The organism is Herbidospora mongoliensis (assembly GCF_001570545.1).
GTDB lineage: Bacteria > Actinomycetota > Actinomycetes > Streptosporangiales > Streptosporangiaceae > Herbidospora > Herbidospora mongoliensis.
Genome location: NZ_BBXD01000016.1, coordinates 327642 through 350463, shown reverse-complemented (window position 1 = coordinate 350463; position 22822 = coordinate 327642). Strand labels below are relative to the sequence as shown.

Here is a 22822-nt window from a genome sequence, read left to right as displayed (position 1 = left end):
AGACCATGTCCGAAGGACACCCGACCGAACCGCAGCGCGAGGCCCTACGCCTGATCTGTCGGGCGGAACCCATGTCCACGACCGAGCTGGCCGCAGGCCTCATCGAGGCCAGACCCGGTAGCACCAACCCGGGCTACCCACGGGCGATCTCCCGGATGGCCGGAACCCTCGCATGGCGGCTCCACGCCCAGCACTTCGTGACCGAGGCATCGCAGGGAACATGGCGAACCACTCCGGCGGGTCGAGCCCTCATCGGGTGCACCCGGTCATGAGTGACGAACGCACGGCCGCCGTTCTCGAAACGGACGGCGGCCTGTCTCTACGCCGTGGCTGGATGATCGTCGCCGCGTTGTCGATCACTCAGACCATCGGCTACGGCGCGCTCTACTACGCCTTCTCCGTCCTGCTCGGCCCCATGGCCCAAGACCTGGACGTCACGACTCCACAGGTTGCCGGTGCCCTCACCGCCTCCGTTCTGACGGGAGCGCTGTGCGCCCCGCTCGTCGGCCGGGTCCTCGACGTCCACGGTGGACGAGGGCTGATGACAATAGGTTCGGCCCTGGGCGCTCTCACGCTGTTGGCCTGGTCCCAGGTGAGCAACCTGCCCCAGCTCTACGCCGTTTTCATCGTGCTCGGAGTCGCCTCCGCGATGGTCTTGTACGAACCGGCCTTCGCCATTATCGTCGGCTGGTTCGAGGGGCCGGCCCGCGCGAACGCGCTCCTGGCCGTCACGATCGTGGCCGGTTTCGCCTCCTCGATCTTCCTCCCGCTCACCGGCCTGCTCGTGTCGTCCTTCGACTGGCGGTCAGCCTTGATCATCCTGGCCGTCCTGTACGGCCTGACCGCCGTCCCCCTACATGCGCTGGTCCTCCGCCGTGGACGCCTCAACGAGGATCGACCGGCCGAACGAGCCGCGACCACCCGCGAGGCCGTACGACACCGTCCTTTCTGGCTGCTCGTCGTTGCCTTCACCGCGAATGGCGGCGCGGTCGCCATGATCAGCGTCCTGCTCGTCACCTACCTGATCCACCTCGGTCACCAACCGCTGTTCGCCGCTACCGTGGCCGGCCTCCTCGGGGTGCTGTCCGTCACCGGCCGAGTGGTGACTACGGGCCTACGGCGACGCTGGGCGGCAGCGCCGATCGCGGGCGTCGTTTTCGCCGTGCAGGCAGTGGGGGCAGTGCTGCTGCCCGTGGTCGGCCACACCGCCGCCGGAGCCATCGGGTGCGTGCTGCTGTTCGGCATCGGATTCGGTGTAGGCACGATCACCCGGCCTCACCTGCTCGCCGAGCGATACGGCACCACCGGTTACGCGACACTCTCGGGACGACTGGCCTTCTTCTCCGTCGCGGCCAAGGCCGTCGCTCCGCTGGCCGCCTTCGCCGGAGCTGAGGCGGCGGGCTACACCGTCATCCTGGTCGTGGTGTCGGTACTGTGCGGAATCGCGGCTTTCTCACTCTTCGGGTACGCGCGACTATAATTTCGAACGACATCTAAGCAGGGAGCCGCCATGACCGCCGTGACGATCGAGTGTTGTCCGCCGCTCACCCGTGGGCCCCTGTCGGAGCAGGACGCCGTCGTTCTGGCTTCACTGCTCAAGGCTGTGGCCGATCCGGTTCGCCTGCGCCTGCTGTCGATGATCGGCTCCCACGAGGGTGGCGAGGCGTGCGTCTGTGACCTGACCGACGCCTTCGACCTCACCGCCCCCACGATCTCCCACCACCTGAAGGTCCTGCGAACCGCTGGCCTCATCGACGGCGAACGGCGTGGGACGTGGGTGTACTACCGCGTGATCCCCGAGACGGTGGCCCGGCTAGGGGCGATCTTCACACCGCTGGCGGATTCGGCGGGCAAGGCTTAAGACTCGCCCAAGACCGGAACTCCGCTCTCGCGCGCCCACTTTCCGATCGTGTCCCAATCCCGCCCCCAAGCGGCCGGATCGAGTGACCCGTCTTGCCGAATCTGGTGGTTCTCGGCGAGACCATAGGTCTGAAAAAGATCGTTGACCAGCCGTGCTGATGCACGAGCTAGTGGTTGACCGTCGTCAGCCAGTTCGTCGAGCATCAGATACGCCTCTCCGTATCCAAACGACATGCTCTGCTTGCTCACCAAAATCAGTTGGACCCAGTGCATGGCGCTATACAAAGTGAGAGCGTGACGCGCGGCGTCTGGGATGCTGAAGGGCCACTGGCTGAACTGCCTCTTTGTCGCGAAGATCTCCGGGTAGAGATGCACATCGGCAAGCAGTGCGACTCTGGCCGTGACACCTCCGTGGACACCCACTCGGTCGCGCGCGTGTCTCGCCATGTAGCGCAGCGCACTCGTAACCCCGGCTACGACCTCGCCGTCCTGAACGGCGATGTTCAACTGGTCGGCCGCCTCTCGGATACCGCCGAGGTTCATGGAAAAGGTCGCAGCTCCGTCGGTGTACAGCTGAACGCGTAAGGTACGCGTCGTGCCGACACCGGTATCGGCCACCAGACATCGGTGTACCAGATAGTGGCCCTCAAAGGTCGTGGTGTTGCCACCGATCATGACGATGTCTTGCTTCGCGCTCCTACCGAAGTCACTCAGGGTGCGGTTATCGAGTAGAAGATCGCCCGGCTGGTCAGGAGCCAACGACACGATGAGCAGCGGAAGCGGGAACTGCTTCTTCGTCACCCCCGCTGCGGCCACCTTGGCGGCGTTCTTCTCCAATTGCCGGACCCGCGCCTCCTGGTCATAAGGACTCATGAGGCGCTTGCGATAGGCGGCGGCGATTTCGGATTCGCTCAGCCAGATTTTCCCGGTCCCATGTCGCCGCGGCCAGCGGAGACCCGCCTCCCGCTTGGAGGGAGTAGAAACGGCATGCGGGGCCATCGAGCTCAGAGGCACCGAGATCAGCATGAACCCGTTGTCGGGCGCATCGGGATTGGCAACCCCGCGACATTCGACACGCGGAAGAGGATGCACGCGGGAAGCCACCGCTTTCATGATCCGCGCTTCCCATCCGGACAGCGACACGTCCTGTGGCGCGCTGGGCACCTCGCCCACCTCGGCCATGCCGACGACGATCAAACCGCCAATGTGGTTCGCGAAGGCCGCAACATCGACCGCGATGTCTTCGGTGCCCTTCTCCTCTTTGTCTCCCGAGGCATAGTCCCGTTTGTAGTCGAGATCCTCCGCCTCTCGCGCATCAGCCTTTCCCACCAGGTCAGCGATCTGCTGATACGTCACCTGATCGAGCGGAGCCCCGAAAATCGTCTCAAGGCGACGACTGCTATAGATCATCAAGAAGCCTTTTCTCATACATCGGAGCCACCACGACTCCTGAGAAAAGGCTATGGGAGAGTCCCGACGAAATATGAATAGGACAATCAGGCTGGCGACGGCACTAGTTCGTCCAGGAGGTCACGGACCATCAGGTCCATGACCACGGCGATGGTCGTCTCTCTGATCTCCGGCAGGGTCCATTCCAGGTAGCGCCGCCCTGGGTAGACCGGGCAGGCATCCCCGCACCCCATCGACACCACCACGTCAGCCGCCCGTACGACCTCATCCGTCAGCGGCTTGGGGAACTCCCGGGCGATCTCAAGCCCACGCTCGGCGAGCACGATTTCAACCGCCGGTTCAATCTCAGAGGCGGGCCGGGTCCCCGCCGTCCGTACATGAACCCGACCTGCCGCGTAGTGGTCCATCAGCGCGGCGGCGAGCTGCGATCGGCCGGCGTTGCGCGTGCAGACGAACAGGATCTCGTAGACCTGCTTCGCGATGAGGCCGTCGGCTTGGGCGAGCGCGGTCAGACGCTCCTCGGCCAGCTTCTCAGCCAGGTTGGGAAGGTGATCGCGCACGCGGGCCGTCTCGGCAAGAGCTCGATGGGACTCGATGACGAAGCGCTGGACGGTTTCAGCCGAGAAGACACCGAGGAAGAGTGGCACCAGCCGGGCGGAGATGCGTCCCAGCACCGGAGCGGGGTCGTGGATTTCCATCGTTCCTACCTCACATAGATGAGCGTCTATGCAATATAACGACATCCTCCGGCCCCGGTACAGCTACCTACACTGGCCTCATGGAACTGATAGACGGGAATCAATCCATCGCGGACGACTGCGTGTCGATGACCGTCGGGGAACCCTTGTCCCGCAAGGAGGCCGAGACGCTGGCGACCGCGCTCAAGGCCGTCGCCGACCCCACGCGGCTCCAACTTCTGAGCATGATCAGCGGCAGTCCGTCCAGCGAGGCCTGCGTGTGCGGCTTAACGGAGGCGCTCGATCTGACCCAGCCGACGATCAGTCACCACCTGAAGGTTCTCGTGGATGCCGGCTTTCTGACCCGCGACAAGCGGGGCAAGTGGGCCTGGTACGCGATCGTCCCAGAACGCCTTGACGTCCTTCGAGGCCTCCTGCCGTGACGAGCGGCTCGCTGGACAAATAGATAGACGTCTATAAAGATAGATGTGTGTCTATACGTTGGCGAGAGCTCCTCATCCTTCCGTCAGACGGATGCGGCGACTCCACGCCGGGCCCGCCCCTACCGAACGTGGCCGCCGAGCATCTGGCCCGGCGGCTCAAGGTCCTTGCTGATCCGCTACGGCTTCGCATGCTCAGCCTCGTCCTGGCGCACGCCGAGGGCGAAGCCTGCGTCTGCGACATCACCGCGGCCCTCGACCTGGGCGATCTCGCGGTCAGTCACCATCTGAATGTGATGGACGAGGCGGGTCTCCTGACCTCGGAAGTACGCGGCGCCTGGGTCTATTACCGCGCCTCTCCCGAGGGCGCTGCTCTCTACGCCCTGCTCACCCGCGTACACGCCACCGCGTCATGACCAGCACCAATCGAAAGCGGTCCATGCCGAGCGCCACCACCGTGCCGCCCATGGGCGGGCTTTCCACACTCGACCGATTCCTTCCGGTGTGGATCATCGCCGCGATGGCCCTGGGGCTACTCCTCGGCCGTCTGGTTCCCGGACTGGACGACGCCCTCGACGCGATCCAGATCGGCAAGGTCTCCCTGCCGATCGCCCTGGGTCTGCTTCTGATGATGTATCCCGTCCTGGCCAAGGTGCGCTACGACCGCCTCGACACCGTCACCGGCGACCGGCGGCTTCTCATCGCGTCCCTGGTCATCAACTGGATCGCCGGCCCGGCCGTCATGTTCGCGCTGGCCTGGATCTTCCTGCCCGACCTGCCGGAGTACCGCACCGGCCTGATCATCGTCGGCCTGGCCCGCTGCATCGCGATGGTGCTGATCTGGAACGATCTCGCCTGCGGCGACCGAGAAGCCGCAGCCGTGCTCGTGGCCCTGAACTCGATCTTCCAGGTGATCGCCTTCGCCGGACTCGGCTGGTTCTACCTCGAAGTGCTCCCCGGCTGGCTCGGCCTGCCCCAAACGGCGCTTGATGTCTCTACCTGGGACATCGCCCGCAGCGTCCTGATCTTCCTCGGAATCCCTCTCGTGGCGGGATACCTGACCCGCAAGATCGGCGAGCGCGCCCGAGGCCGCGACTGGTACGAGTCACGATTCCTGCCGAAGATCGGTCCCATCGCCCTGTACGGCCTGCTGTTCACCATCGTGATCCTGTTCGCCCTCCAGGGCGCCACGATCACCTCGCAGCCCGGCGACGTGGCCCGGATCGCCCTGCCCCTGCTGGCCTACTTCGCCATCGTCTGGGCCGGAGGCTTCGCACTCGGCAAGAGCATCGGCCTGCCGTACGAGAGAACCGCCACCCTCGCCTTCACCGGCGCGGGCAACAACTTCGAACTCGCCATCGCCGTCGCCATCGGCGTCTTCGGCGTCACCTCGGGCCAGGCCCTCGCCGGGGTGGTCGGCCCGCTGATCGAGGTCCCCGTTTTGGTCGGCCTCGTGTACGTGTCCCTGTGGGCACGCCGCCGTTTCTATCAGCAAGGATCATGAACATGCCCAGCGTCCTTTTCGTGTGTGTACACAACGCCGGACGTTCCCAGATGGCCGCCGGATGGCTGACCTACCTAGCCGGTGACCGGATCGAGGTCAGGTCGGCCGGATCAGCCCCCGCCGACAGCATCAATTCCGTCGCGGTCGAGGCGATGCGTGAGGTCGGCATCGACATCTCCAACCAGCAGCCCAAGATCCTCACGGTCGACTCCGTGGAGGCCTCCGACGCCGTCATCACCATGGGCTGCGGCGACGTCTGCCCCATCTTCCCCGGCAAACGCTACGAGGACTGGTCGCTCGACGACCCGAGCGGGAAGGGCATCGAAGCCGTACGAGAAATCCGCGACGAGATCCGTACCCGCGTCGAAAAGCTCATCGCAGAGCTTCTGCCCGCGGCCGACTGACCCTTTCAGAGCACCACTCAATCGAATATCGTCGATGTTCGATGGAAGAGAACGCAGATCAACTATCGCGAGCCGAGGCCGAGGAGTACGCGACCTGGTTCAAGGTGCTGTCTGATCCGACGCGCCTTCAGATCGTGTCTCTCCTCGCCCGGCGCCATGGGCCCATGACGGTTAATGAGGTCGTAGCCGCATCGGGGGTGGGGCAACCGACGGTGTCCCACCATCTGAGGCTGCTCTCCGAAGTACGTTTCGTCGTGGTCGAACCGCAAGGCACCACCCGCCTGTATCGGATCAATGAGCGCTGGCTGAACTGCTTCCCGATGGCGGCGGACATTGTGATGGGCAATCGTCCGGCACCTGACACATCTGGCTGCTCATGACCGCCGTCCACGACGCGTTCCACGCCTTGCCTCCTGGCGGCCAGCTCGTGATAACCACCGACATCCCTTCGGCGCATGAACTCCACAAGGCGGGCTTCATCGACCTTGAGTTCACCCCGGGCCGGGCCACTGCCCATAAGCCATGGATCGGTGCCGGCATGCATATCCGCCCGATGCAGGACCGCGACTCTGGCCAGATCCTCAGCATCTACCAGGCCGGTCTGGACAGCGGCAACGCCAGCTTCGAGACCAGCGCACCGCCGTGGGAGCAGTTCAGCACCTCCCGGCTGCCGGTTCTGAGGTACGTCGCCGCCGATGCCGTGACGGACGAGGTGACCGGCTGGATCGCCGTCTCCGCAACGTCATCCCGGCCGGTGTACTCCGGCGTCGTGGAACACAGCGTCTACGTGCATCCCGGACGTCAAGGACTGGGCATCGGCAGGGCGTTGCTGAGGACGCTTCTCACCGCCAGCGAAGATCTCGGATATTGGACGGTGCAGTCAGGCGTGTTTCCAGAGAACACCGCCAGCCTGACCCTTCACGAGTCGGTCGGCTTCCGCCGTCTGGGCACGAGAGAACGCGTCGGCTGCCACCGCGGGGTCTGGCGTGACGTCATCCTGATCGAACGTCGGAGCCCTCGATCGGCGCCCGCACTTGAAAGGCACCGCTCCCGTCAGCTGGAGCCGTGACGTCAGCAGGTGCCTACCCACTCGACTTCACCGTCGGTGAATCGCTGGTGCTTCCAGATAGGCACCTCGTGCTTCAGGTCATCGATGAGCCGCCGGGAGGCGGCGAACGCCTCCTGACGATGCGCGCTCGCCACCGCCACGATCACCGCGATCTCGCCAAGGGCCAAGTCACCGACACGGTGGACCGCCGACAGAGCGATCAACGAGAAGTCGGCGGCGACCTGCTCCGCCACGCGTCGCAGTTGTTCCTCAGCGGTTGGATGTGCCGAGTACGACAACTCCGTCACGGACCTGCCTTCGTCTTCACTCCGGACGGTCCCCACGAACAGAGCGGTTCCTCCAAGCCGCATGATCCGATACGGAGGCGAAGACCTCGTCGACGGACAACGGGACGTCCCGGATCGCGAGCAATCGGATCGCGTCCACAGAGATCAGCCGCCGATCGCGGACATCGGGCGGGCAGGCTGAAGGAACGTCGGATCATCGATGCCGTGGCCAGGCCGTTTGCCGCGTACAGCCGTGATCCACAAATCAGCTAACTCAGCGTCGGTGGCTCCGGCGCGGAGAGCGCTTCGAAGGTCGGTCTCCCCCATCGCGAACAGGCAGTTGCGGATCTGGCCGTCGGCCGTCAACCGCACGCGATCACAGGTGCCGCAGAACGGCCGACTAACTGACCCGATCACGCCCACGCTGGCCGGGCCTCCGTCGACGAGGAACTGCTCCGCCGGCGCCGAGCCTCGATCTCGCGGGTCGGACTCCGACAGGGAGAACTCCGAACCGAGACGGGCGAGCGTCTCGTCCGCCGTGACCATCTCCTCGCGAGTCCATCCGTGCTGAGCATCGAGGGGCATCTGTTCGATGAAGCGGAGCTCGTAGTTCCTGTCCAGGCAGTACCGCAACAACGGCACCGCCTCGTGATCGTTCACCCCGCGCATGAGCACGGAGTTCACCTTGATTGGCGTTATCCCTGCTCGGGCAGCTGCGGAAAGTCCGTCTAGGACATCGACCAGTCGGTCGCGGTGGGCGAGCTTGATGAATGTCTCGCGATCCAAGGTGTCGAGGGAGACGTTGACGCGGGCGAGTCCAGCGTCGGCCAGCGATTGGGCCAGGCGGGAAAGCCCGATGCCGTTGGTGGTCAGCGAGATCTCAACGCCGAAGGCGGACGTGCGCTTGACGATCTCTACGAGCTCGCGCCGGAGCAGCGGTTCCCCGCCTGTGTAGCGCACCTCACGGATCCCCAGCACCTCGACTCCGATACGCACGAGCCGAACGATCTCCTCAACCGTTAGGAGCTCCGGCGTGGCGAGCCATTCGAGCCCCTCGGGGGGCATGCAGTAGGTGCAGCGAAGGTTGCAGCGATCGGTGAGCGACACACGGAAGTCGGTCGCCACTCGCCCGAACGAGTCGGCTAACACCCAGAATCCCTCACTGTCAGATCGGCATATATCTATTTTTACTTTCGTCAATGTAGATGATCTGTAGGGCGCAAGCCACCCACCTTGGGGCTCTTGGCGAGGCGTCCCGAAGACTAGTCACGGGATCGCGCTACGCCATCGTCCAGATCTCTGCTGTGAGGACGGCAACCTTGCGAGTGCGGCCGTAAACGTACGAGCCCTTGACGGCAAGGGCGCGATCATTACCCGTGATCTTGCAGCCGGGACCGCATTGGAGGAGCTTCGCGGACGCAAGCGGCACAATGACATTCGGGTAGCTGCACGATGCGAAGCTGCGCCCAAGGCCAAAGGCGAAGCCCAGTGCCAGGTGATGAACCACGTTCAGGCTTTCGGTCTTAGATCTTGCATACCTCCCGACAAGCTGCGCGCTGAGTAGCAGAGGGGTGACGATGGGAGACGATCACTTCACCAGTGCCCAAGCCGAAGACCCAGATGCACGCCAGGAGGGCAGGACGGGTACTTCCTGGCGTGCATCTCTGGAGGTGGCGCTGCTGTTCCTCAAGCTCGGCACCATCGCCTTCGGCGGTCCTGCCGCGCACACCGCGATGATGCGCGATGAACTGGTGCGCCGCCGCGGGTGGGTCAGCGACGAGCGTTTCGTCGACCTCATGGGCGCGACCAATCTCATCCCCGGCCCCAACTCCACCGAGCTGGCCATCCACCTGGGCTATGACCGCGCCCGCTGGCGCGGCCTGCTGGCCGCCGGTGTCTGCTTCATCGTCCCCGCAGCGCTGATCGTCACCGTGCTGGCATGGGCTTATGTCACCTACGAGGCGACGCCCGCCGTCGCGGGCATCTTGTACGGGATCGTCCCAGCAGTGATCGCGATCATCGCGCACGCGCTCGTCGGTCTGCTTCGCACGGTGATCAAGAGCTGGTGGCTCGCCGTGCTGGGCCTCGCCGCTCTCTCGGCCTATCTGCTCGGGATCAACGAACTACTCGTGCTGGCCGCGGGTGCGCTGCTGTCAGCGGGAGCCCATATGGTGCGGCAGCGACGCCGAGACGCCGCACATGGGCTGGTGGCGCTGCCTCTGCTCAGCATGGGCACGCCGGTCTTCCCTGATCCGACCGGCGGTCAGCTCACCCAACTATTCCTCACCACGCTGAAGATCGGATCCGTCCTGTACGGCAGCGGCTACGTGCTGCTGGCCTTCCTGCGCGGTGACTTCGTCGACCGGCTCGGCTGGATCACCAGTCAACAACTCATCGACGCCGTGTCCAGCGGCCAGGTCACCCCCGGCCCCGTGTTCACCACGGCCACATTTATCGGCTACGTCGTCGCGGGCCCCATGGGCGCATTCCTGGCCACCGTCGCGATCTTCCTGCCGTCCTTCGTCTTCGTCGCGTTGCTCACCAAACTCACCGACAAACTCCGCTCCAGTGCGTGGACCTCCGCTCTGCTGGACGGCCTCAACGTCGCCGCGCTGGCCCTCATGGCCGGGGTGTCCTTCCAGCTCGGACAGACCGCCATCATCGATCCCCTGACCGCCGCGATCGCACTGGTCACCCTGGGGCTGCTATGGAAGACCAAGCTCAACAACGCCTGGTACATCGCCGTCGGCGCCGCCATCGGCCTGGCGCACACCTTCCTGACTTGACCCACGCCCGCACACCATCAGAGGTTCTGATGAGCGACGTCCCCGCCTGCCCTATTGCCGAGCGAGCGCCGCCACACCGACTATCCGAGATGCCCCCCGGCGAAGCCGTTACCTTCGCAGTCTGCTCCACACACTCGCCGTAGGCGAAGCCAACATGGCGGCACGACGGTTCTACAAACGCATAGGCGCGAGGCCCGCCTCCAAGCAGATCTGCCACTGGCGGCCGAACTAACCATCTACTCGACACCCGACTGGTACCCGTTTATGCAATTTAAAACGATTTGTACGCTGACGCACACCACATCTATACTCTTGCGGCTTGGATCAAGAGGAGGCCGAAAGAGCCTTCCGAGTTCGCATCAACAACGACATCGACCACCCGAATCTCCTCTTTTCCGAGACCCTGGAAGTCAAAAAATGCCCCCGGGCATGGAAAGCAGCCAAAATCATCGGGAGGGGCGACAAGGAAACTGGCGAACTAAAAAAATTGAGCTTTACCGTTGAGCAATTCGCATCCCGCCAAACGCGAGGCGGATACAACTTCGAAGATAAGCCAGAGCATCGCTGGACCTGCGAAAACGAAGAAATTGACGCGCTACAAGCATTCCTCAACGGCTCCCTCCCAGAAACCGGCGTATATATTCGGGTCGACAATGAATCGATGCCGTCGACTGTGCTCAATGCGATACGCCAAGGCGATCTCAGCGTCAGCAAGGTGGCGGGCGTGCTCCATGTCCGGCGACAGATCAAGAAGCTGGGCAGCGAACACATTTTCGCCTTGCCGAAGAACGACCGTGAGCGCGTCGTTCCCCTGCCGGAATGGACCGCCGAAGCGATCAGACGTCATGTGGCGGCCTTCCCGCCGCTGACCTGCTCTCCGCCCTGGGAGAAGCTCAACGGCAAGGTGCAGACCCACAATCTGCTCGTCCAGTGGACCGACGACCGGTTCATCAGAGCTCGGGTCTACAGCGAACTGATCTGGAAACCCGCCTTGGTGGCTGTGGGTGTCATCCCCGCGCCGGCAAAGGACGCCAACAGCCGGACGCGTTTCACGACATCACGCAAAGAGGGCCTTCACCAACTCCGCCACTACTACGCGAGCGTGATGCTCGTCGGCGCGGTCTCCGTCAAGGAACTCGCCGAGTACCTCGGCCACGCAAACCCCGGCTTCACCCTCCGTGTCTACGCTCACCTGATGCCCGGCTCCCACGACCGAGCGCGCAAAGCGATCGACGACCGGCTGTTCCGCCCGCGTCTCATCTCTCACGGAACAGGGACGGAACAGTGATCGTTTAAGCCCCCTGAGCCGAACCGCGAAACCCCGCCGCAGAGACATCCTGGGCGGGGTTTTCGCTGTTCAGGTACTACTTGAGGATCTGACGAGCCATCACCATCCGCTGGATCTGGTTTGTCCCCTCGTAGATCTGGGTGATCTTGGCGTCGCGCATCATCCGCTCCACCGGGTAGTCACGCGTGTAGCCGTAGCCGCCCAGCAGCTGCACCGCCTCGGTAGTGATCTCCATCGCCGCGTCGGAGGCAGCGGTCTTGGCGGCGGAGGAGAAGAAGGTCAGGTCCTTCACCGGGGTGCCGTGCATGGCCCGCTCCGACTTGGCCGCCGCCGCGTAGGTCAGCTGCCGGGCCGCCTCCAGCTTCATCGCCATGTCGGCGATCATGAACTGGACGCCCTGGAAGTCGCCGATCGCCTTCCCGAACTGCTTGCGCTCCTTGACGTAGCCGACGGCGAAGTCGAGCGCACCCTGGGCGATCCCGAGCGCCTGCGCGGCGATGGTGATCCGCGTGTGGTCGAGGGTCGCCAGGGCGGTCTTGAAGCCGGTGCCGGGCGCGCCGATCATCCGGGACGCCGGGATGCGCACGTCCTCCAGGATCACCGTGCGGGTCGGCGAGGCCCTGATGCCGAGCTTCCTCTCCTTCGGCCCGAAGGACACCCCCTTGTCGGCCTTCTCCACGACGAAAGCGGAGATGCCGCGCGCGCCGGCCGAGGGGTCGGTCACCGCCATGACGGTGTAGAACTCGGACACCCCGGCGTTGGTGATCCACATCTTCGTGCCGTTGAGCACGTAGGAATCGCCGTCGGCCACCGCGCGGGTGCGCATCGCGGCGGCGTCGGAGCCCGCCTCGGCCTCGGAGAGGGCGTAGGAGAACATGCCCTCGCCCCGCGCCACGGCGGGCAGGTATGCCGCCTTGAGCTCTGAGGAGGCGGAGAGCAGCAGCGGGACCGTGCCGAGCTTGTTCACCGCCGGGATCAGCGAGGTCGACGCGCAGACCCGCGCCACCTCTTCGATCACGATCACCGCCGCGAGCGCGTCGGCCCCCGCCCCGCCGTATTCCTCGGGCACGTGGACCGCGTGGAAGTCGGCCGCGACGAGATCCTTGTAGGAGTCTTCCGGGAACTCCTCGTTCTCGTCGGCCGCGGCGGCGCGCGGGGCGATCTTCTCTTCGGCCAGGGCCCGGATCGCCTCGCGGAGCATGTCGTGCTCCTCCGCCGGCGCGTACAGAGGAAAGCTCATGTCCGGATTCTAGGACGTCCGAGTATCGGCCTACCAGTCGGTAGGTAATCTGCACTTATAGCCTCATGTAACATCACACACCCTGTAAGAGCAGGTCATGAGGGGAGCGGGCGTGCCGTACCGACTCACGGTCCTGGGGACCGGCTACCTGGGGGCGACGCATGCCGCGTGCATGGCGGAGCTCGGCTTCGAGGTGCTCGGGCTCGACGTCGACCCCGACAAGATCGCCCGGCTCCAGCGCGGCGAGTCGCCGATCTGGGAACCGGGGCTCGAGACCCTGCTCAGAAAACACGTCGGGAGTGGACGACTCCGCTTCACCACCTCCTACGAGGAGGCCGCCGCGTTCGGGGACGTCCACTTCGTCTGCGTCGGGACCCCCCAGAAGCAGGGCGAGTTCGCCGCCGACGTCTCCTTCCTGGACCAGGTCGTCGACTCCCTCGCCCCGCACCTGGACAGGGGCTGTCTCGTGGTGGGCAAGTCGACCGTCCCGGTCGGGACCGCCCAGCGGCTCGCGGCCCGGCTCAGGGAACTGGCCGGCGACCACGTCGAGCTCGCCTGGAACCCCGAGTTCCTCCGGGAGGGCTTCGCCGTCGACGACACCCTCCACCCCGACCGGATCGTCCTCGGCGTCACCTCCCCCAAGGCCGAGATGATCCTGCGCGAGGTCTACGCGCCGCTCGGCGACGTCCCGATCGTGGTCACCGACTTCCCGACCGCCGAGCTGGTCAAGTCGGCCGCCAACGCCTTCCTGGCCACCAAGATCTCGTTCATCAACGCCATGGCCGAAGTCTGCGAAGCCACCCAGGCCGACGTGAAACTGCTCTCCAAGGCTCTCTCGTACGACGAACGCATCGGCGGCCGCTTCCTCAACCCCGGCCTGGGGTTCGGCGGCGGCTGCCTGCCCAAGGACATCCGCGCCTTCATGGCCCGCGCCGACGAACTGGGCGCCGACCAGGCCCTGAGCTTCCTGCGCGAGGTCGACGCGATCAACATGCGCAGGCGGGCCCGGATGGTCGACCTGGCCCGCGACATGGTCGGCGGCTCGTTCCGCAACCGGGTGGTCGGCGTCCTGGGGGCCGCCTTCAAGCCCAACTCCGACGACATCCGCGACTCCCCCGCCCTCGACGTGGCCGTGAAGATCGGCCAGGAGGGCGGCGCCGTCACCGTCTACGACCCGGTCGCCCTGGACAACGCCAGAAAGACCCAGCCGACCCTGGGTTACGCCCAGTCGGCCCTGGACGCCTGCCGCGACGCCGACGTCGTCCTGCTCCTGACGGAATGGCAGGAGTTCGTCGACCTCAGCCCCCATGCCCTGGGCGAGGTGGTGGCCGTCCGCAACATCGTCGACGGCCGCAACGCCCTCGACGCCCCCACCTGGAGAGAGGCCGGTTGGATCTACCGCGCCCTCGGCAGGCCGCAGTAACCGTCACGTACTCGTCAGGCGCCGCATCGCCGCCAGGGTCTGGTTGACGGTGGCCGGGAGGTCGGGGTCGCCCTGCTGGTCGAGCCAGCGGGTCACCGCTATCCGGACCGCGGTCACGGCGATCTCGGCCGCCAGCCGGGCGGTCAGGTCGTCGGCGCCGCGGTCGCGGAAACCCCGCTCCAAAGCCGCCGACATCAGCGCGAACTTGCGCAACTCGCGCTCGTGCAGGGCGGGTTCGGCGTCGATCGCGGCCCGTCGGCGTAGCAGGTAGTCGAGGCCGCGGCCCTCGAAGATCTCGGCCACGGCGGGGGCCAGGCCCTCGGTGATCAGTTCCATCGGGCCGAGCGACGGCGGGGCCTCGGCCATGAAGCGGGCGACCAGTTCGGGCACCATCTCCTCACCGGCGAACAGCACCTCACGCTTGTCGGCGAAGTGCCGGAAGAACGTCCGGGTCGTCAGCCCGGCCCGCGCGGTGATCTGCGGCACCGTCGTCTCGGTGAAGCCCTGCTCGAGGAAGAGATCGAGCGCGGCCCGCTCAAGCCGTTCTCGCGCACCCGGCTGCCATCGACTCATGCGGCGAATCCTACTGATGACATGTCGTGTCATGCCATGCGATAGTCATGACACGACGTGCCATGACTGATGGAGGCGACCATGACGGGTGAGATCTGGGTGCTCGGCGCGACCGGACGGGTCGGCCGGGAGGCGGTGGAGCGGCTGCGGAAGGCGGGCGCCGAGGTGGTGGTGACCGGCCGCGACCGGGAGCGGCTGGCCCGGGTGAGTCCAGGAGTCCGGGCGGTGACCGGCTCGCTCGGCGAGGTCTGCGCTCAGCTGTCCGCCGAGGCGCCGGCCGTCGTGATCAACACGGTGGGCCCGTTCGTGGTCACCGCGCCGCAGGTCGCGCGGGCCTGCCCGCCGGGCACCCACTACGTCGACGTCGCCAACGAGCTGAGCGCGTTCGAACTGCTCCACGGCATGGACCGGGAGGCGGCGGCCACCGGCCGCACGCTGGTCTCCGGGGCGGGCTTCGGCGTGCTCGCGACCGAGGGCATCCTGCTGCACCTGCTGGCGGGCGAGGAGAAGCCTTCGCTCGTGCGCATCGACGCCGTCGCCTCGGTCGCGATCGAACCCGGCGCCCTCGGCGAAGCCCTGGCCGCCACCATCGTGCACACGCTGCTCGACTGCGGCCGCGAGGTCCGGCAGGGCCGGTTGGTGCGCGCCCGGGCCGGTGGCGCCGCCGAAAGGTTGACCACCCCCGACGGCGACGAGGTCACCACCGCCTCCCTGGGCAGCGGCGAGCTCTTCGCGGCCTGGCAGGCCAGCGGCGCCCCGTCGGTGATCGGCGCTTCGGCTCTGGTCCCGGCGAACCCGGCCGTCCGGGCGGCCCTGCCGGCGATCGCCGGCGTGCTGCGTCTGCCCGGTGTGGCCGGCTTCGCCATCCGGCGGCTCGCCCGCGTCACGACGACCACGGCCAGGGAGCGCCCGCGCGCATCGTCGTGGGCCCGCGCCCGGGTCGAGTGGCCGTCCGGTCGCGTGCGTGAGGGCTGGCTGCGCACCGGCGAGGCCATGACGTTCACGGTCGGCGCCGTCTCCGAGGTGGCCCTGCGCCTGGCCAGGGGCGAGGGCCGCCCCGGCGCGTTCACCCCGGGCAGGCTCTTCGGCCCCGAAGTGGCGTCGGCCGCCGGCGGCGAGTTCGTGGTCCCGGAGGACTAGGAGGGAGTCCCCTCCGCCGCCGCCTTGCGCAGCGCCTCGCCCTTGGCGTAGGCCGTCTTCTTCAGTTCCGCCTGGAACTCCACCATCCGCTGCTGGAGCGCGGGGTCGGAGGCCGCCAGGATCCGTACCGCCAGCAGACCGGCGTTCCTGGCCCCGCCCACCGCGACCGTCGCGACCGGGACCCCGGCCGGCATCTGGACGATCGACAGCAGCGAGTCCATCCCGTCGAGGTACTTCAGCGGCACCGGCACCCCGATCACCGGGAGCGGGGTCACCGAGGCCAGCATGCCCGGCAGGTGCGCCGCGCCCCCGGCGCCCGCCACGATCACCTTCAGGCCCCGGGAGGCGGCCGACTTGCCGTACGCGATCATCTCTTCGGGCATCCGGTGGGCCGACACGACGTCGGCCTCGAAGGACACGCCGAACTCGCGCAGCGCCTCGGCCGCCAGGCCCATGACGGGCCAGTCGGAGTCGCTGCCCATGACGATGCCGACCGCAGGCCCGGCGTCAGACACTGAGGGGTCCCTTCAGACAGGTGACCGCGTGCCTCGCCCGTGCGCGGACCTCGTCGAGGTCGGTGCCCAGGGCGGTCACGTGGCCGATCTTGCGGCCGGGACGGACGTCCTTGCCGTAAAAGTGGATCTTGATGCCGGGGTCGTTGGCCATCACGTGCTCGTAGCGCGAGTACACATCGGGGTCGGGGCCGCCGAGCAGGTTGGCCATCACGACCACGGGGGCCGTCATCTCGGGCGAACCCAGCGGCAGGTCCAGGACGGCCCGGAGGTGCTGCTCGAACTGGGAGGTGCGGGCGCCCTCGATCGTCCAGTGCCCGGAGTTGTGCGGCCGCATGGCCAGCTCGTTGACCAGCAGGCCGGTCGAGGTCTGGAACATCTCGACCGCCAGCAGGCCGGTCACGTCGAGCTCCTCGGCGATGGTCAGCGCGATCCGCTGCGCCTCGGCGGCCAGCTCGGGGTCGAGGCCGGGAGCCGGCGCGATGACCTCGACGCAGATCCCGTCCTCCTGGACGGTCTCCACCACCGGATAGGCCACGCCCTGGCCGTGCGGCGACCGGGCCACCAGCACGGCGAGCTCCCGCTCGAAGGGCACGATCTCCTCACCGATGAGGTCGATCCCGGTGGAGACCACCTCGTCGACCTCGGCCTGGGTCCGCGCCATCCACACGCCGCGCCCGTCGTAACCGCCGCGGACGGCCTTCAGCACGACCGGGGCGGTGAAGTCGGAGGAGCTCCAACGGGGGCACGGCACCCCGAGAGCGGTCAGCCGCTCCCGCATGACGCGTTTGTCCTGCGCGTGGACGAGGGCGGCGGCCCCCGGCCGGGCGGGCACCCCGAGGCTCTCGATGAGGTCGGTCGGCACGTGCTCGTGGTCGAAGGTGACCACGTCGCAGCCCTTGGCGAACTCGGCAAGGTCGCCCAGGTCGCGGTGGTCACCGAGGCGGGTGTCGACGACGACCTTGGCGGCGCTCTCGTCGCGGGATCCGGCCAGCACCCGGAGGTCGACGCCGAGGGCGATGGCGGCCTGCTGGGTCATCCGGGCCAGCTGCCCGGCGCCGACCATGCCGACGATGAAAGGGCTGTTCACGAACGCGAAGTTTACCCAGCCCAGCTCAGACGTTCGTCATGGAGGCCAGCTGACGGCCCATCCCGACCGTGGTCATCCGGCCGTCCGCGTCGACCTTGGTCGCCAGGAACAGCAGTTCCTCCGCGGTCACCTCGCCGAGCCAGCCGTGGCCGGCGAAGGCCCGGATCTCCTGGTCGGCGTAGACCGGCTTGGCCAGTTCGTCCCGGCCGGGGCCCGGGGCCTGGGTGGTGACCAGGCGCAGGGCGTGGAAGACGAGGGACGCGCCGTCGGGGAGGGCCAGCGCGTGGGAGGGGGTGCCGGCGAGGAGACGTACATCAACAGTGATCTTGTCGGGGCGGTATTTGGCCGCGCTGCGGGCGATCTCGTCGCGCAGGCCGCGCAGCGGGTCGCCGTCCGGGACCCGGATGCCGTTCACGCCCGTCGGGTCGGTCAGGTAGGTCAGACAGCGCTGGGACACCAGGCTGGCGGTGATCTGGGGGTTGTCGTCGCCGGTGGGCACCACGGCGTCGGTGACGTGCACCTCCGGGGCGGCCTTCGGCACCGGGACCGGCCCTAAGGCGAGCCGCCAGCCGCCCTTCTCGTGGGTGAAGACGAAGTAGGCCGGGTCGGGCATCCGGGCCAGGGCGGCGAACCAGGGGTCGCCCGTGGAGCCGCGGGTGGGCAGGTAGAACTCGGGTTCGGTGTAGTCGAACCGGGACATCTCGTGGCCGAGCGCGGTGGCCTCGCAGGCGTCACCGCCCAGCTCGGCGATGGGTGCGGCGACCAGCTCGGCCACTTCGGCGCAGTCGCTGTCGCGCCAGGCGGCGTCGAGCGTCTGGAGACTGTCGAAAGCACGTTCGGCGGTGGCCAGGGTGAGGATCCCGGCCGCGCGGGAAGGGGTCTCCCGGGCCGTGGTCTCCGCGGATAAGCCGCCACAGGCGGCGAGCGGGCCCAGCACGATCCCCGTGATCAGCATTCGGCTCAGTCGGCCCATCGAGATGCCCGCACCTCTCCCAAATGTGCGCGCGGGTGTGACGTCGGGCGCAAACGTAGCCCGTATCGACCCCGATCGGGCCGCAAAGCCTGACATTTCTTGAAATGTTCTTGGACGACCTGGGCAGAAAGGGACTCAGAGGAAGCTTTCAGCCCGCTTCACAGGTCCAACCGGTAACCTGAGACGACCCCATCCCACCAGGAAGGACTGTGCGGCTCGTGCAGCAACTCATCCGCGGCGCCTACGCGCGATTCGCCACCCTCCTCCGTGAGTTGATCAAGTTCGGCGCGATCGGCGCCATCGCATTCGTGGTCAAGTTCGGTCTGGTGAACATCCTCTGGTCCGCGTGGGGCTCCGAGGGCACGCTGTCGGCCAACGTCGTCGCGACGGTGGTCGCCACCACGGTCGCCTACTTCGGCAACCGTTTCTGGACCTTCCGCCACCGTGAGCAGAGCGGCCTGGCCCGCGAATACATCCTGTTCTTCGTGCTCAACGGGGTCGGCCTGCTGATCGAGCTGATCTGCCTCGGCTTCGTCCGCTACACCCTCGGCTTCGACAGCCTGCTGGCCAACAACATCGGCTTGGTGGTCGGCACGGGGCTGGGCACGCTGTTCCGGTTCTGGTCGTACAAGCGGTGGGTGTTCCTGGCCCCGCCCGTGGTCCAGGAACCGGTGGTCCAGGAGGAAGGTCAGGCGGGGCCGCTCACCACGCGGTAGCCGATCTCGTCGTCGCCGACCTTCCGCAGGAAGATCGCGAACGTGGCCGGCCGGGGTTTCACCAGCTCCAGCCGTCCGCCGTCGGCGGCGACCAGTGATCGCGCCAGCGTGAGCCCGAGCCCGGTGCCGCTGCCCCCGGTCACGCTCCGTTCGAAGATCCGCGCACGGATCTTCTCCGGCACGCCGTCACCCTGGTCGGAGACCTCGATGACGATGGACTTCTCCGAGCTCGTCGTGGTTATCGAGACGATGCCGCCCCCGTGGTGCAGGGAGTTGTCCAGCAGGGTGGCCACGACCTGGCTGAGGCCGCCCGTGGTGGCCAGCGCCCGCAGGCCCCGGCTCCCGGTGAGCTGGATCGACCGGCGGGAGCGCCGGAACGCCGGATCCCACTCGGTGATCTGCTGCACCAGCACCTCGTCGACGTCGATCGGCTCGGCCTGGGAGTGGCGCTGACGCCGGGCCGCGTTGAGCAGCTCGTCGATCACCGCCGTCAGCCGTTCGGCCTGGACGATCGCCGCCTCCCCCTCCTCACGCACGATCGCCGGCTGGGACGCCGCCGCGACGATCTCCTCCAGGCGCATGGTCAGCCCGGTGAGGGGCGTGCGCAGCTGGTGGGACGCGTCGGTGGCGAACTCGCGCTCCCGTCCGAGCAGCTCGGAGATGCGGATCGCGCTGCGGTCGAGCACCTCGGCGACCCGGTCGAGCTCGGGGATGCCGTAGCGGTGTTTGCTCGGGCGGGCGTCGCCGGAGCCGAGCCGCTCCGCGATCTTGGCCAGATCGAGGAGCGGCAACGTGAGCCGTCGCGATGTCACGACGGCCAGCCCGATGGCCACGACCAGGGCGGCGACCGCCAGGGCGATGGTCAGCAGCAGCCGGGCCCGTATGTCACGGTCGATCTCCGCGGTGTCGCGGCTGAGCCGGACGACACCGTTCTCGGAGCGGGCGTCTTCGGTCAGTGACCGGCTCACCGGGGGTTCGACGCCGACGGTTATCGGCTCGATGCCGCGGAACGCGACCTGGATGAACCGGTTGGGGTAGTTCCGCTCGAGTTGCTTGGGATCGACCGGCTGCTCCTGGCTTATGGCGTACTCGACGCTGATCAGCACGCGCGTGGCCTCCGCTCGGAGCTCCTGCGCGGCCTCGTCGTTGATGAGACGTACGACGACAACACCGAGGGGAACTCCGAGCAGCAGCACCGCGATGACCGCGACGAGCAGCATCGAGGAGAGCAGACGCCTCCGCATGCCCCTTACTCGCGTTCGAAGCGGAAGCCGACCCCTCGGACGGTCGTGATGTACCGCGGCTTCGCCGCGTCGTCACCGAGCTTGCGCCGCAGCCAGGAGATGTGCATGTCGAGGGTCTTGGTGGAACCCCACCAGTTGGTGTCCCAGACCTCCCGCATGATCTGCTCCCGGGTCACGACCTTGCCGGCGTCGCGCACGAGCACGCGGAGCAGGTCGAACTCCTTGGTGGTCAGGTGGAGTTCCTTGTCGCCCATCCAGGCCCGGCGGGAGTCGGCGTCGATCCGCACCCCCTGGACGACCGGGGTCTCGGAGGTCCCCCGCCGCAGCAGGGCCCGGACCCGGGCGAGCAGTTCGGCGAGGCGGAACGGCTTGGTCACGTAGTCGTCGGCCCCGGCGTCGAGGCCCACCACCGTGTCGACCTCGTCGACGCGAGCGGTCAGGATCAGCACGGGAGTTCCGTGGCCCTCGGCCCTGATGCGGCGGGCGACCTCCAGGCCGTCCATCTCCGGGAGGCCGAGGTCGAGAACGATGAGGTCGACGCCTCCCGAGAGTGCCCTTTCCAGGGCCTGCGGGCCGTCGGGGCTCACCTCGACTTGGTAGCCCTCCCGGCGCAGGGCGCGCGCAAGCGGCTCGGAAATCGAGGTGTCATCCTCGGCGAGAAGTACGCAGGTCATGGAAGCGATCGTAGGACCTTAGGCGATCGTTTCCCGGGCGCAGCGCGCGGTTTGACTTGTCGTTGACCCATCAATTGACCTGGGCAAACATGGACAAAGTCGTTTTTGCCGCAGCATGTCCGGGCGGGTTTGAGCGTCCAAGCGAGACGCGGACGGTCGAAGACCGGCCGTGGCTCGCGCCTGGAATCCGCCCGAGGAAAAAGCGAACGCCCGCCAGAACCCGGCGGGCGTTTCTCGCGGCCTCGCGTCAGGACGCGGACGGCGGCTCGGCGTACCGCTGGAGGTACAGACCATCCCCGAGCGTCTCCATGAGGGACAACTCGGTCTCCAGGTAGTCGATGTGGTGTTCCTCGTCCTTGAGGATCTCCTCGAACAGCAGCGCCGACACGATGTCACCGCGCTCACGCATCAGGGCGATGCCGGGTTTGAGGCGCTTGACGACGCCGATCTCCAGCTCCAGGTCGCTCTGGATCTGCTCCTTGACGGTCTGGCCGACGTGGAGCGTGAAGAGCTTCTGGTAGTTGGGCAGACCTTCGAGGAAGAGGATGCGGTCGGTCAGCGCCTCGGCGTGTCGCATCTCGTCGATCGACTCGGCCCGCGTGAAGCTCGCCAGCTTGGTGAAGCCCCAGTTCTCCTGCATCTTGGCGTGCAGGAAGTACTGGTTGATGGCGGTCAGTTCAGACGTCAGCTGCTCGTTGAGCAGCGCGATGATGTCCTTGTCGCCCTGCATGGGCACCCCACATCTAAGCGGTTGTGATCAAGTCTTCTGACCGCTTCAGAATGGCACAGATCTTCCGGACACAAGAGGCGCAGTCGCCCCCGGCGCCGGTGGTGTCGCGGATCTGCCGCATGGACCGGGCGCCGTTGGCGATGCAGTCGTGCACCTCGTTCTCGGTGACGGCTCGACACACACAGGCGTACATCCAGGGGACCCTTCAGAGATACCAAGGTAAGGCTCTCCTAAGGTATCCGATGAAGGTAAGGCTTGCCTATGTGAGTCAGGCCACAGATCAATGCCCGTCCACGACCCCGTCGGAGGCGTCTTCCACCAGCCGGAAAAGGTCGGCACGGATGGTCTGGATCTTGGGGATGTCGCGGTAGTCGATGACGCCGCGGTCGGACGCCGACTCTACCTTCAGCGTTCCGCTGCCCAGCACGCGCTCCATCAGGGACTGGTCGGAGCTGACCGAGTTGACCTTGGCGAGCGGGATGTCGTCTTGCGACTTGCTGAGGACGCCGGTGCTGATCGTGAACCGGTGGGTGGTCAGGGTGTACGCGGTCGTCTTCCACCGCAGGTACGGCAGGAAGGTCAGCAGGACCAGCGCGACCACCGAGACCACCGCGACCGCGACGCGGGCGATGCCGGAGTATTCGTAGTCATTGGGTATGAAGTAGATCGCGGCCGACGAGGCGGCCACGACGAGAACCAGTGCGAGGAACGGACCGACAAGGCGCTTCCAGTGCGGGTGGAACGAGTGCACGACTCGCTCACCGTCGGTCAGGTGGTGATCGGGGAGACCCATGCGCCACATC

At 66.8% G+C, this 22822-nt stretch carries 27 protein-coding genes and 1 pseudogene; 14 read left to right on the top strand and 14 right to left on the bottom strand.

What is annotated here, in order from left to right; genetic code table 11:
- Nucleotides 1-5: 5 nt before the first annotated feature.
- From AW272_RS42320 to AW272_RS24385, 3 genes are read left to right on the top strand one after another with little or no spacing between them, the layout of a single operon-like run.
- Nucleotides 6-272, top strand: a complete 267-nt coding sequence (locus tag AW272_RS42320; protein ID WP_157518741.1) for a hypothetical protein — start codon at nucleotides 6-8, stop codon at nucleotides 270-272.
- On the top strand, nucleotides 269-1480 hold the full coding sequence (locus AW272_RS24390; protein WP_066369585.1) for an MFS transporter: 1212 nt from the start codon (nucleotides 269-271) through the stop codon (nucleotides 1478-1480). The genes AW272_RS42320 and AW272_RS24390 overlap by 4 nt, the downstream gene beginning before the upstream one ends.
- Nucleotides 1481-1510: 30 nt before the next feature.
- Nucleotides 1511-1861 (top strand): ArsR/SmtB family transcription factor, encoded by a 351-nt coding sequence (locus AW272_RS24385; protein ID WP_066369416.1) that lies wholly within the window; start codon nucleotides 1511-1513, stop codon nucleotides 1859-1861.
- On the opposite strand, the gene AW272_RS24380 is transcribed toward AW272_RS24385, so the two are convergent.
- Nucleotides 1858-3288, bottom strand: a complete 1431-nt coding sequence (locus tag AW272_RS24380) for an AlbA family DNA-binding domain-containing protein (protein ID WP_157518740.1) — start codon at nucleotides 3286-3288, stop codon at nucleotides 1858-1860. The two genes, AW272_RS24385 and AW272_RS24380, sit on opposite strands and share 4 nt — an antisense overlap.
- A gap of 68 nt (nucleotides 3289-3356) precedes the next feature.
- The gene (locus tag AW272_RS24375; RefSeq protein WP_245657700.1) at nucleotides 3357-3944 is read right to left on the bottom strand and encodes an arsenate-mycothiol transferase ArsC; all 588 of its coding nucleotides are present in this window, start codon (nucleotides 3942-3944) and stop codon (nucleotides 3357-3359) included.
- A 104-nt stretch (nucleotides 3945-4048) separates the two neighbouring features.
- Between AW272_RS24375 and AW272_RS24370 the strand changes: the two genes are divergently transcribed.
- From AW272_RS24370 to AW272_RS24350, 6 genes are all read left to right on the top strand, one after another.
- The gene (locus AW272_RS24370; RefSeq protein WP_066369410.1) at nucleotides 4049-4390 is read left to right on the top strand and encodes an ArsR/SmtB family transcription factor; all 342 of its coding nucleotides are present in this window, start codon (nucleotides 4049-4051) and stop codon (nucleotides 4388-4390) included.
- Nucleotides 4391-4518: 128 nt separating this feature from the next.
- Nucleotides 4519-4803, top strand: coding sequence for an ArsR/SmtB family transcription factor (locus AW272_RS24365; RefSeq protein WP_245657699.1), 285 nt, complete (start codon nucleotides 4519-4521; stop codon nucleotides 4801-4803).
- Between the two features lie 23 nt (nucleotides 4804-4826).
- Entirely contained in the window at nucleotides 4827-5891 is a 1065-nt protein-coding gene (arsB, locus tag AW272_RS24360; RefSeq protein WP_066369407.1) for an ACR3 family arsenite efflux transporter, read from the top strand.
- 2 nt (nucleotides 5892-5893) lie between these two features.
- Nucleotides 5894-6295: an arsenate reductase ArsC gene (locus AW272_RS24355; protein ID WP_245657698.1), complete on the top strand. Its 402-nt coding sequence runs from the start codon at nucleotides 5894-5896 to the stop codon at nucleotides 6293-6295.
- 41 nt (nucleotides 6296-6336) lie between these two features.
- On the top strand, nucleotides 6337-6675 hold the full coding sequence (locus tag AW272_RS40950) for an ArsR/SmtB family transcription factor (protein ID WP_083958614.1): 339 nt from the start codon (nucleotides 6337-6339) through the stop codon (nucleotides 6673-6675).
- The gene (locus AW272_RS24350) at nucleotides 6672-7364 is read left to right on the top strand and encodes a GNAT family N-acetyltransferase (protein ID WP_245657697.1); all 693 of its coding nucleotides are present in this window, start codon (nucleotides 6672-6674) and stop codon (nucleotides 7362-7364) included. Before AW272_RS40950 ends, AW272_RS24350 begins: the two co-directional genes overlap by 4 nt.
- Nucleotides 7365-7366: 2 nt before the next feature.
- On the opposite strand, the pseudogene AW272_RS24345 reads toward AW272_RS24350, so the two are convergent.
- Together AW272_RS24345 and moaA are read right to left on the bottom strand one after the other, a co-directional pair.
- Nucleotides 7367-7790: pseudogene (locus AW272_RS24345) on the bottom strand (molybdenum cofactor biosynthesis protein MoaE).
- A gap of 5 nt (nucleotides 7791-7795) precedes the next feature.
- Entirely contained in the window at nucleotides 7796-8779 is a 984-nt protein-coding gene (gene moaA, locus AW272_RS24340; protein WP_066369403.1) for a GTP 3',8-cyclase MoaA, read from the bottom strand.
- Nucleotides 8780-9300: 521 nt separating this feature from the next.
- Here moaA and chrA point away from each other — a divergent pair.
- Both chrA and AW272_RS45215 read left to right on the top strand, forming a co-directional pair.
- The gene (gene chrA / locus AW272_RS24335) at nucleotides 9301-10416 is read left to right on the top strand and encodes a chromate efflux transporter (protein WP_245657696.1); all 1116 of its coding nucleotides are present in this window, start codon (nucleotides 9301-9303) and stop codon (nucleotides 10414-10416) included.
- 319 nt (nucleotides 10417-10735) lie between these two features.
- A complete protein-coding gene (locus AW272_RS45215; RefSeq protein ID WP_157518739.1) occupies nucleotides 10736-11704 on the top strand; it encodes a site-specific integrase in 969 nt (322 codons plus the stop codon).
- 76 nt (nucleotides 11705-11780) lie between these two features.
- Here AW272_RS45215 and AW272_RS24325 read toward each other — a convergent pair whose 3' ends face one another.
- Nucleotides 11781-12944, bottom strand: a complete 1164-nt coding sequence (locus tag AW272_RS24325) for an acyl-CoA dehydrogenase family protein (protein ID WP_083958612.1) — start codon at nucleotides 12942-12944, stop codon at nucleotides 11781-11783.
- A 112-nt stretch (nucleotides 12945-13056) separates the two neighbouring features.
- On the opposite strand from AW272_RS24325, the gene AW272_RS24320 reads away from it, so the two are divergent.
- Nucleotides 13057-14367: a UDP-glucose dehydrogenase family protein gene (locus tag AW272_RS24320; protein WP_157518738.1), complete on the top strand. Its 1311-nt coding sequence runs from the start codon at nucleotides 13057-13059 to the stop codon at nucleotides 14365-14367.
- A gap of 3 nt (nucleotides 14368-14370) precedes the next feature.
- Here AW272_RS24320 and AW272_RS24315 read toward each other — a convergent pair whose 3' ends face one another.
- On the bottom strand, nucleotides 14371-14940 hold the full coding sequence (locus AW272_RS24315) for a TetR/AcrR family transcriptional regulator (protein WP_066369394.1): 570 nt from the start codon (nucleotides 14938-14940) through the stop codon (nucleotides 14371-14373).
- Nucleotides 14941-15021: 81 nt separating this feature from the next.
- Between AW272_RS24315 and AW272_RS24310 the strand changes: the two genes are divergently transcribed.
- Nucleotides 15022-16080 (top strand): NAD(P)H-binding protein, encoded by a 1059-nt coding sequence (locus AW272_RS24310; RefSeq protein ID WP_066369579.1) that lies wholly within the window; start codon nucleotides 15022-15024, stop codon nucleotides 16078-16080.
- On the opposite strand, the gene purE is transcribed toward AW272_RS24310, so the two are convergent.
- The 3 genes from purE to AW272_RS24295 are packed head-to-tail and all read right to left on the bottom strand — an operon-like array spanning nucleotide 16077 to nucleotide 18637.
- Nucleotides 16077-16562 (bottom strand): 5-(carboxyamino)imidazole ribonucleotide mutase, encoded by a 486-nt coding sequence (gene purE, locus AW272_RS24305; protein ID WP_083958628.1) that lies wholly within the window; start codon nucleotides 16560-16562, stop codon nucleotides 16077-16079. The two genes, AW272_RS24310 and purE, sit on opposite strands and share 4 nt — an antisense overlap.
- Nucleotides 16563-16587: 25 nt before the next feature.
- Nucleotides 16588-17658, bottom strand: coding sequence for a 5-(carboxyamino)imidazole ribonucleotide synthase (locus AW272_RS24300; RefSeq protein ID WP_066369578.1), 1071 nt, complete (start codon nucleotides 17656-17658; stop codon nucleotides 16588-16590).
- A gap of 49 nt (nucleotides 17659-17707) precedes the next feature.
- Nucleotides 17708-18637 carry a DUF8094 domain-containing protein gene (locus AW272_RS24295; RefSeq protein ID WP_066369385.1) on the bottom strand — a complete coding sequence of 310 codons (930 nt, stop codon included), beginning with the start codon at nucleotides 18635-18637 and terminating at the stop codon, nucleotides 17708-17710.
- A 236-nt stretch (nucleotides 18638-18873) separates the two neighbouring features.
- Between AW272_RS24295 and AW272_RS24290 the strand changes: the two genes are divergently transcribed.
- Nucleotides 18874-19371: a GtrA family protein gene (locus AW272_RS24290; RefSeq protein ID WP_174551852.1), complete on the top strand. Its 498-nt coding sequence runs from the start codon at nucleotides 18874-18876 to the stop codon at nucleotides 19369-19371.
- Here the strand turns inward: AW272_RS24290 and AW272_RS24285 are convergent.
- The 5 genes from AW272_RS24285 to AW272_RS24265 form a co-directional block, all read right to left on the bottom strand.
- Entirely contained in the window at nucleotides 19344-20615 is a 1272-nt protein-coding gene (locus AW272_RS24285) for an ATP-binding protein (RefSeq protein ID WP_066369383.1), read from the bottom strand. The two genes, AW272_RS24290 and AW272_RS24285, sit on opposite strands and share 28 nt — an antisense overlap.
- 5 nt (nucleotides 20616-20620) lie before the next feature.
- A complete protein-coding gene (locus tag AW272_RS24280; protein WP_030451323.1) occupies nucleotides 20621-21289 on the bottom strand; it encodes a response regulator transcription factor in 669 nt (222 codons plus the stop codon).
- Nucleotides 21290-21536: 247 nt separating this feature from the next.
- On the bottom strand, nucleotides 21537-22019 hold the full coding sequence (gene bfr / locus AW272_RS24275) for a bacterioferritin (protein ID WP_066369381.1): 483 nt from the start codon (nucleotides 22017-22019) through the stop codon (nucleotides 21537-21539).
- Nucleotides 22020-22032: 13 nt separating this feature from the next.
- Nucleotides 22033-22212 (bottom strand): (2Fe-2S)-binding protein, encoded by a 180-nt coding sequence (locus AW272_RS24270; RefSeq protein ID WP_066369379.1) that lies wholly within the window; start codon nucleotides 22210-22212, stop codon nucleotides 22033-22035.
- Between the two features lie 87 nt (nucleotides 22213-22299).
- Complete coding sequence (locus tag AW272_RS24265; RefSeq protein ID WP_066369376.1) at nucleotides 22300-22812, bottom strand: PH domain-containing protein; 513 nt, start codon at nucleotides 22810-22812, stop codon at nucleotides 22300-22302.
- Nucleotides 22813-22822: the final 10 nt, after the last annotated feature.

Excerpts from the sequence above, each read along its gene's own strand:
- bfr (WP_066369381.1), bottom strand. The coding sequence starts at position 22,019 with ATGCAGGGCGACAAGGACATCATCGCGCTGCTCAACGAGCAGCTGACG.
- AW272_RS24295 (WP_066369385.1), bottom strand. The coding sequence starts at position 18,637 with ATGCTGATCACGGGGATCGTGCTGGGCCCGCTCGCCGCCTGTGGCGGC.
- AW272_RS24390 (WP_066369585.1), top strand. The coding sequence starts at position 269 with ATGAGTGACGAACGCACGGCCGCCGTTCTCGAAACGGACGGCGGCCTG.
- AW272_RS42320 (WP_157518741.1), top strand. The coding sequence starts at position 6 with ATGTCCGAAGGACACCCGACCGAACCGCAGCGCGAGGCCCTACGCCTG.
- AW272_RS24265 (WP_066369376.1), bottom strand. The coding sequence starts at position 22,812 with ATGGGTCTCCCCGATCACCACCTGACCGACGGTGAGCGAGTCGTGCAC.
- AW272_RS24325 (WP_083958612.1), bottom strand. The coding sequence starts at position 12,944 with ATGAGCTTTCCTCTGTACGCGCCGGCGGAGGAGCACGACATGCTCCGC.
- purE (WP_083958628.1), bottom strand. The coding sequence starts at position 16,562 with ATGGGCAGCGACTCCGACTGGCCCGTCATGGGCCTGGCGGCCGAGGCG.
- AW272_RS24285 (WP_066369383.1), bottom strand. The coding sequence starts at position 20,615 with ATGCGGAGGCGTCTGCTCTCCTCGATGCTGCTCGTCGCGGTCATCGCG.
- AW272_RS40950 (WP_083958614.1), top strand. The coding sequence starts at position 6,337 with ATGGAAGAGAACGCAGATCAACTATCGCGAGCCGAGGCCGAGGAGTAC.
- AW272_RS24350 (WP_245657697.1), top strand. The coding sequence starts at position 6,672 with ATGACCGCCGTCCACGACGCGTTCCACGCCTTGCCTCCTGGCGGCCAG.
- AW272_RS24280 (WP_030451323.1), bottom strand. The coding sequence starts at position 21,289 with ATGACCTGCGTACTTCTCGCCGAGGATGACACCTCGATTTCCGAGCCG.
- AW272_RS24315 (WP_066369394.1), bottom strand. The coding sequence starts at position 14,940 with ATGAGTCGATGGCAGCCGGGTGCGCGAGAACGGCTTGAGCGGGCCGCG.
- AW272_RS24380 (WP_157518740.1), bottom strand. The coding sequence starts at position 3,288 with ATGAGAAAAGGCTTCTTGATGATCTATAGCAGTCGTCGCCTTGAGACG.
- AW272_RS24355 (WP_245657698.1), top strand. The coding sequence starts at position 5,894 with ATGCCCAGCGTCCTTTTCGTGTGTGTACACAACGCCGGACGTTCCCAG.
- AW272_RS24385 (WP_066369416.1), top strand. The coding sequence starts at position 1,511 with ATGACCGCCGTGACGATCGAGTGTTGTCCGCCGCTCACCCGTGGGCCC.
- AW272_RS24270 (WP_066369379.1), bottom strand. The coding sequence starts at position 22,212 with ATGTACGCCTGTGTGTGTCGAGCCGTCACCGAGAACGAGGTGCACGAC.
- AW272_RS24370 (WP_066369410.1), top strand. The coding sequence starts at position 4,049 with ATGGAACTGATAGACGGGAATCAATCCATCGCGGACGACTGCGTGTCG.
- arsB (WP_066369407.1), top strand. The coding sequence starts at position 4,827 with ATGCCGAGCGCCACCACCGTGCCGCCCATGGGCGGGCTTTCCACACTC.
- AW272_RS24310 (WP_066369579.1), top strand. The coding sequence starts at position 15,022 with ATGACGGGTGAGATCTGGGTGCTCGGCGCGACCGGACGGGTCGGCCGG.
- AW272_RS24300 (WP_066369578.1), bottom strand. The coding sequence starts at position 17,658 with ATGGTCGGCGCCGGGCAGCTGGCCCGGATGACCCAGCAGGCCGCCATC.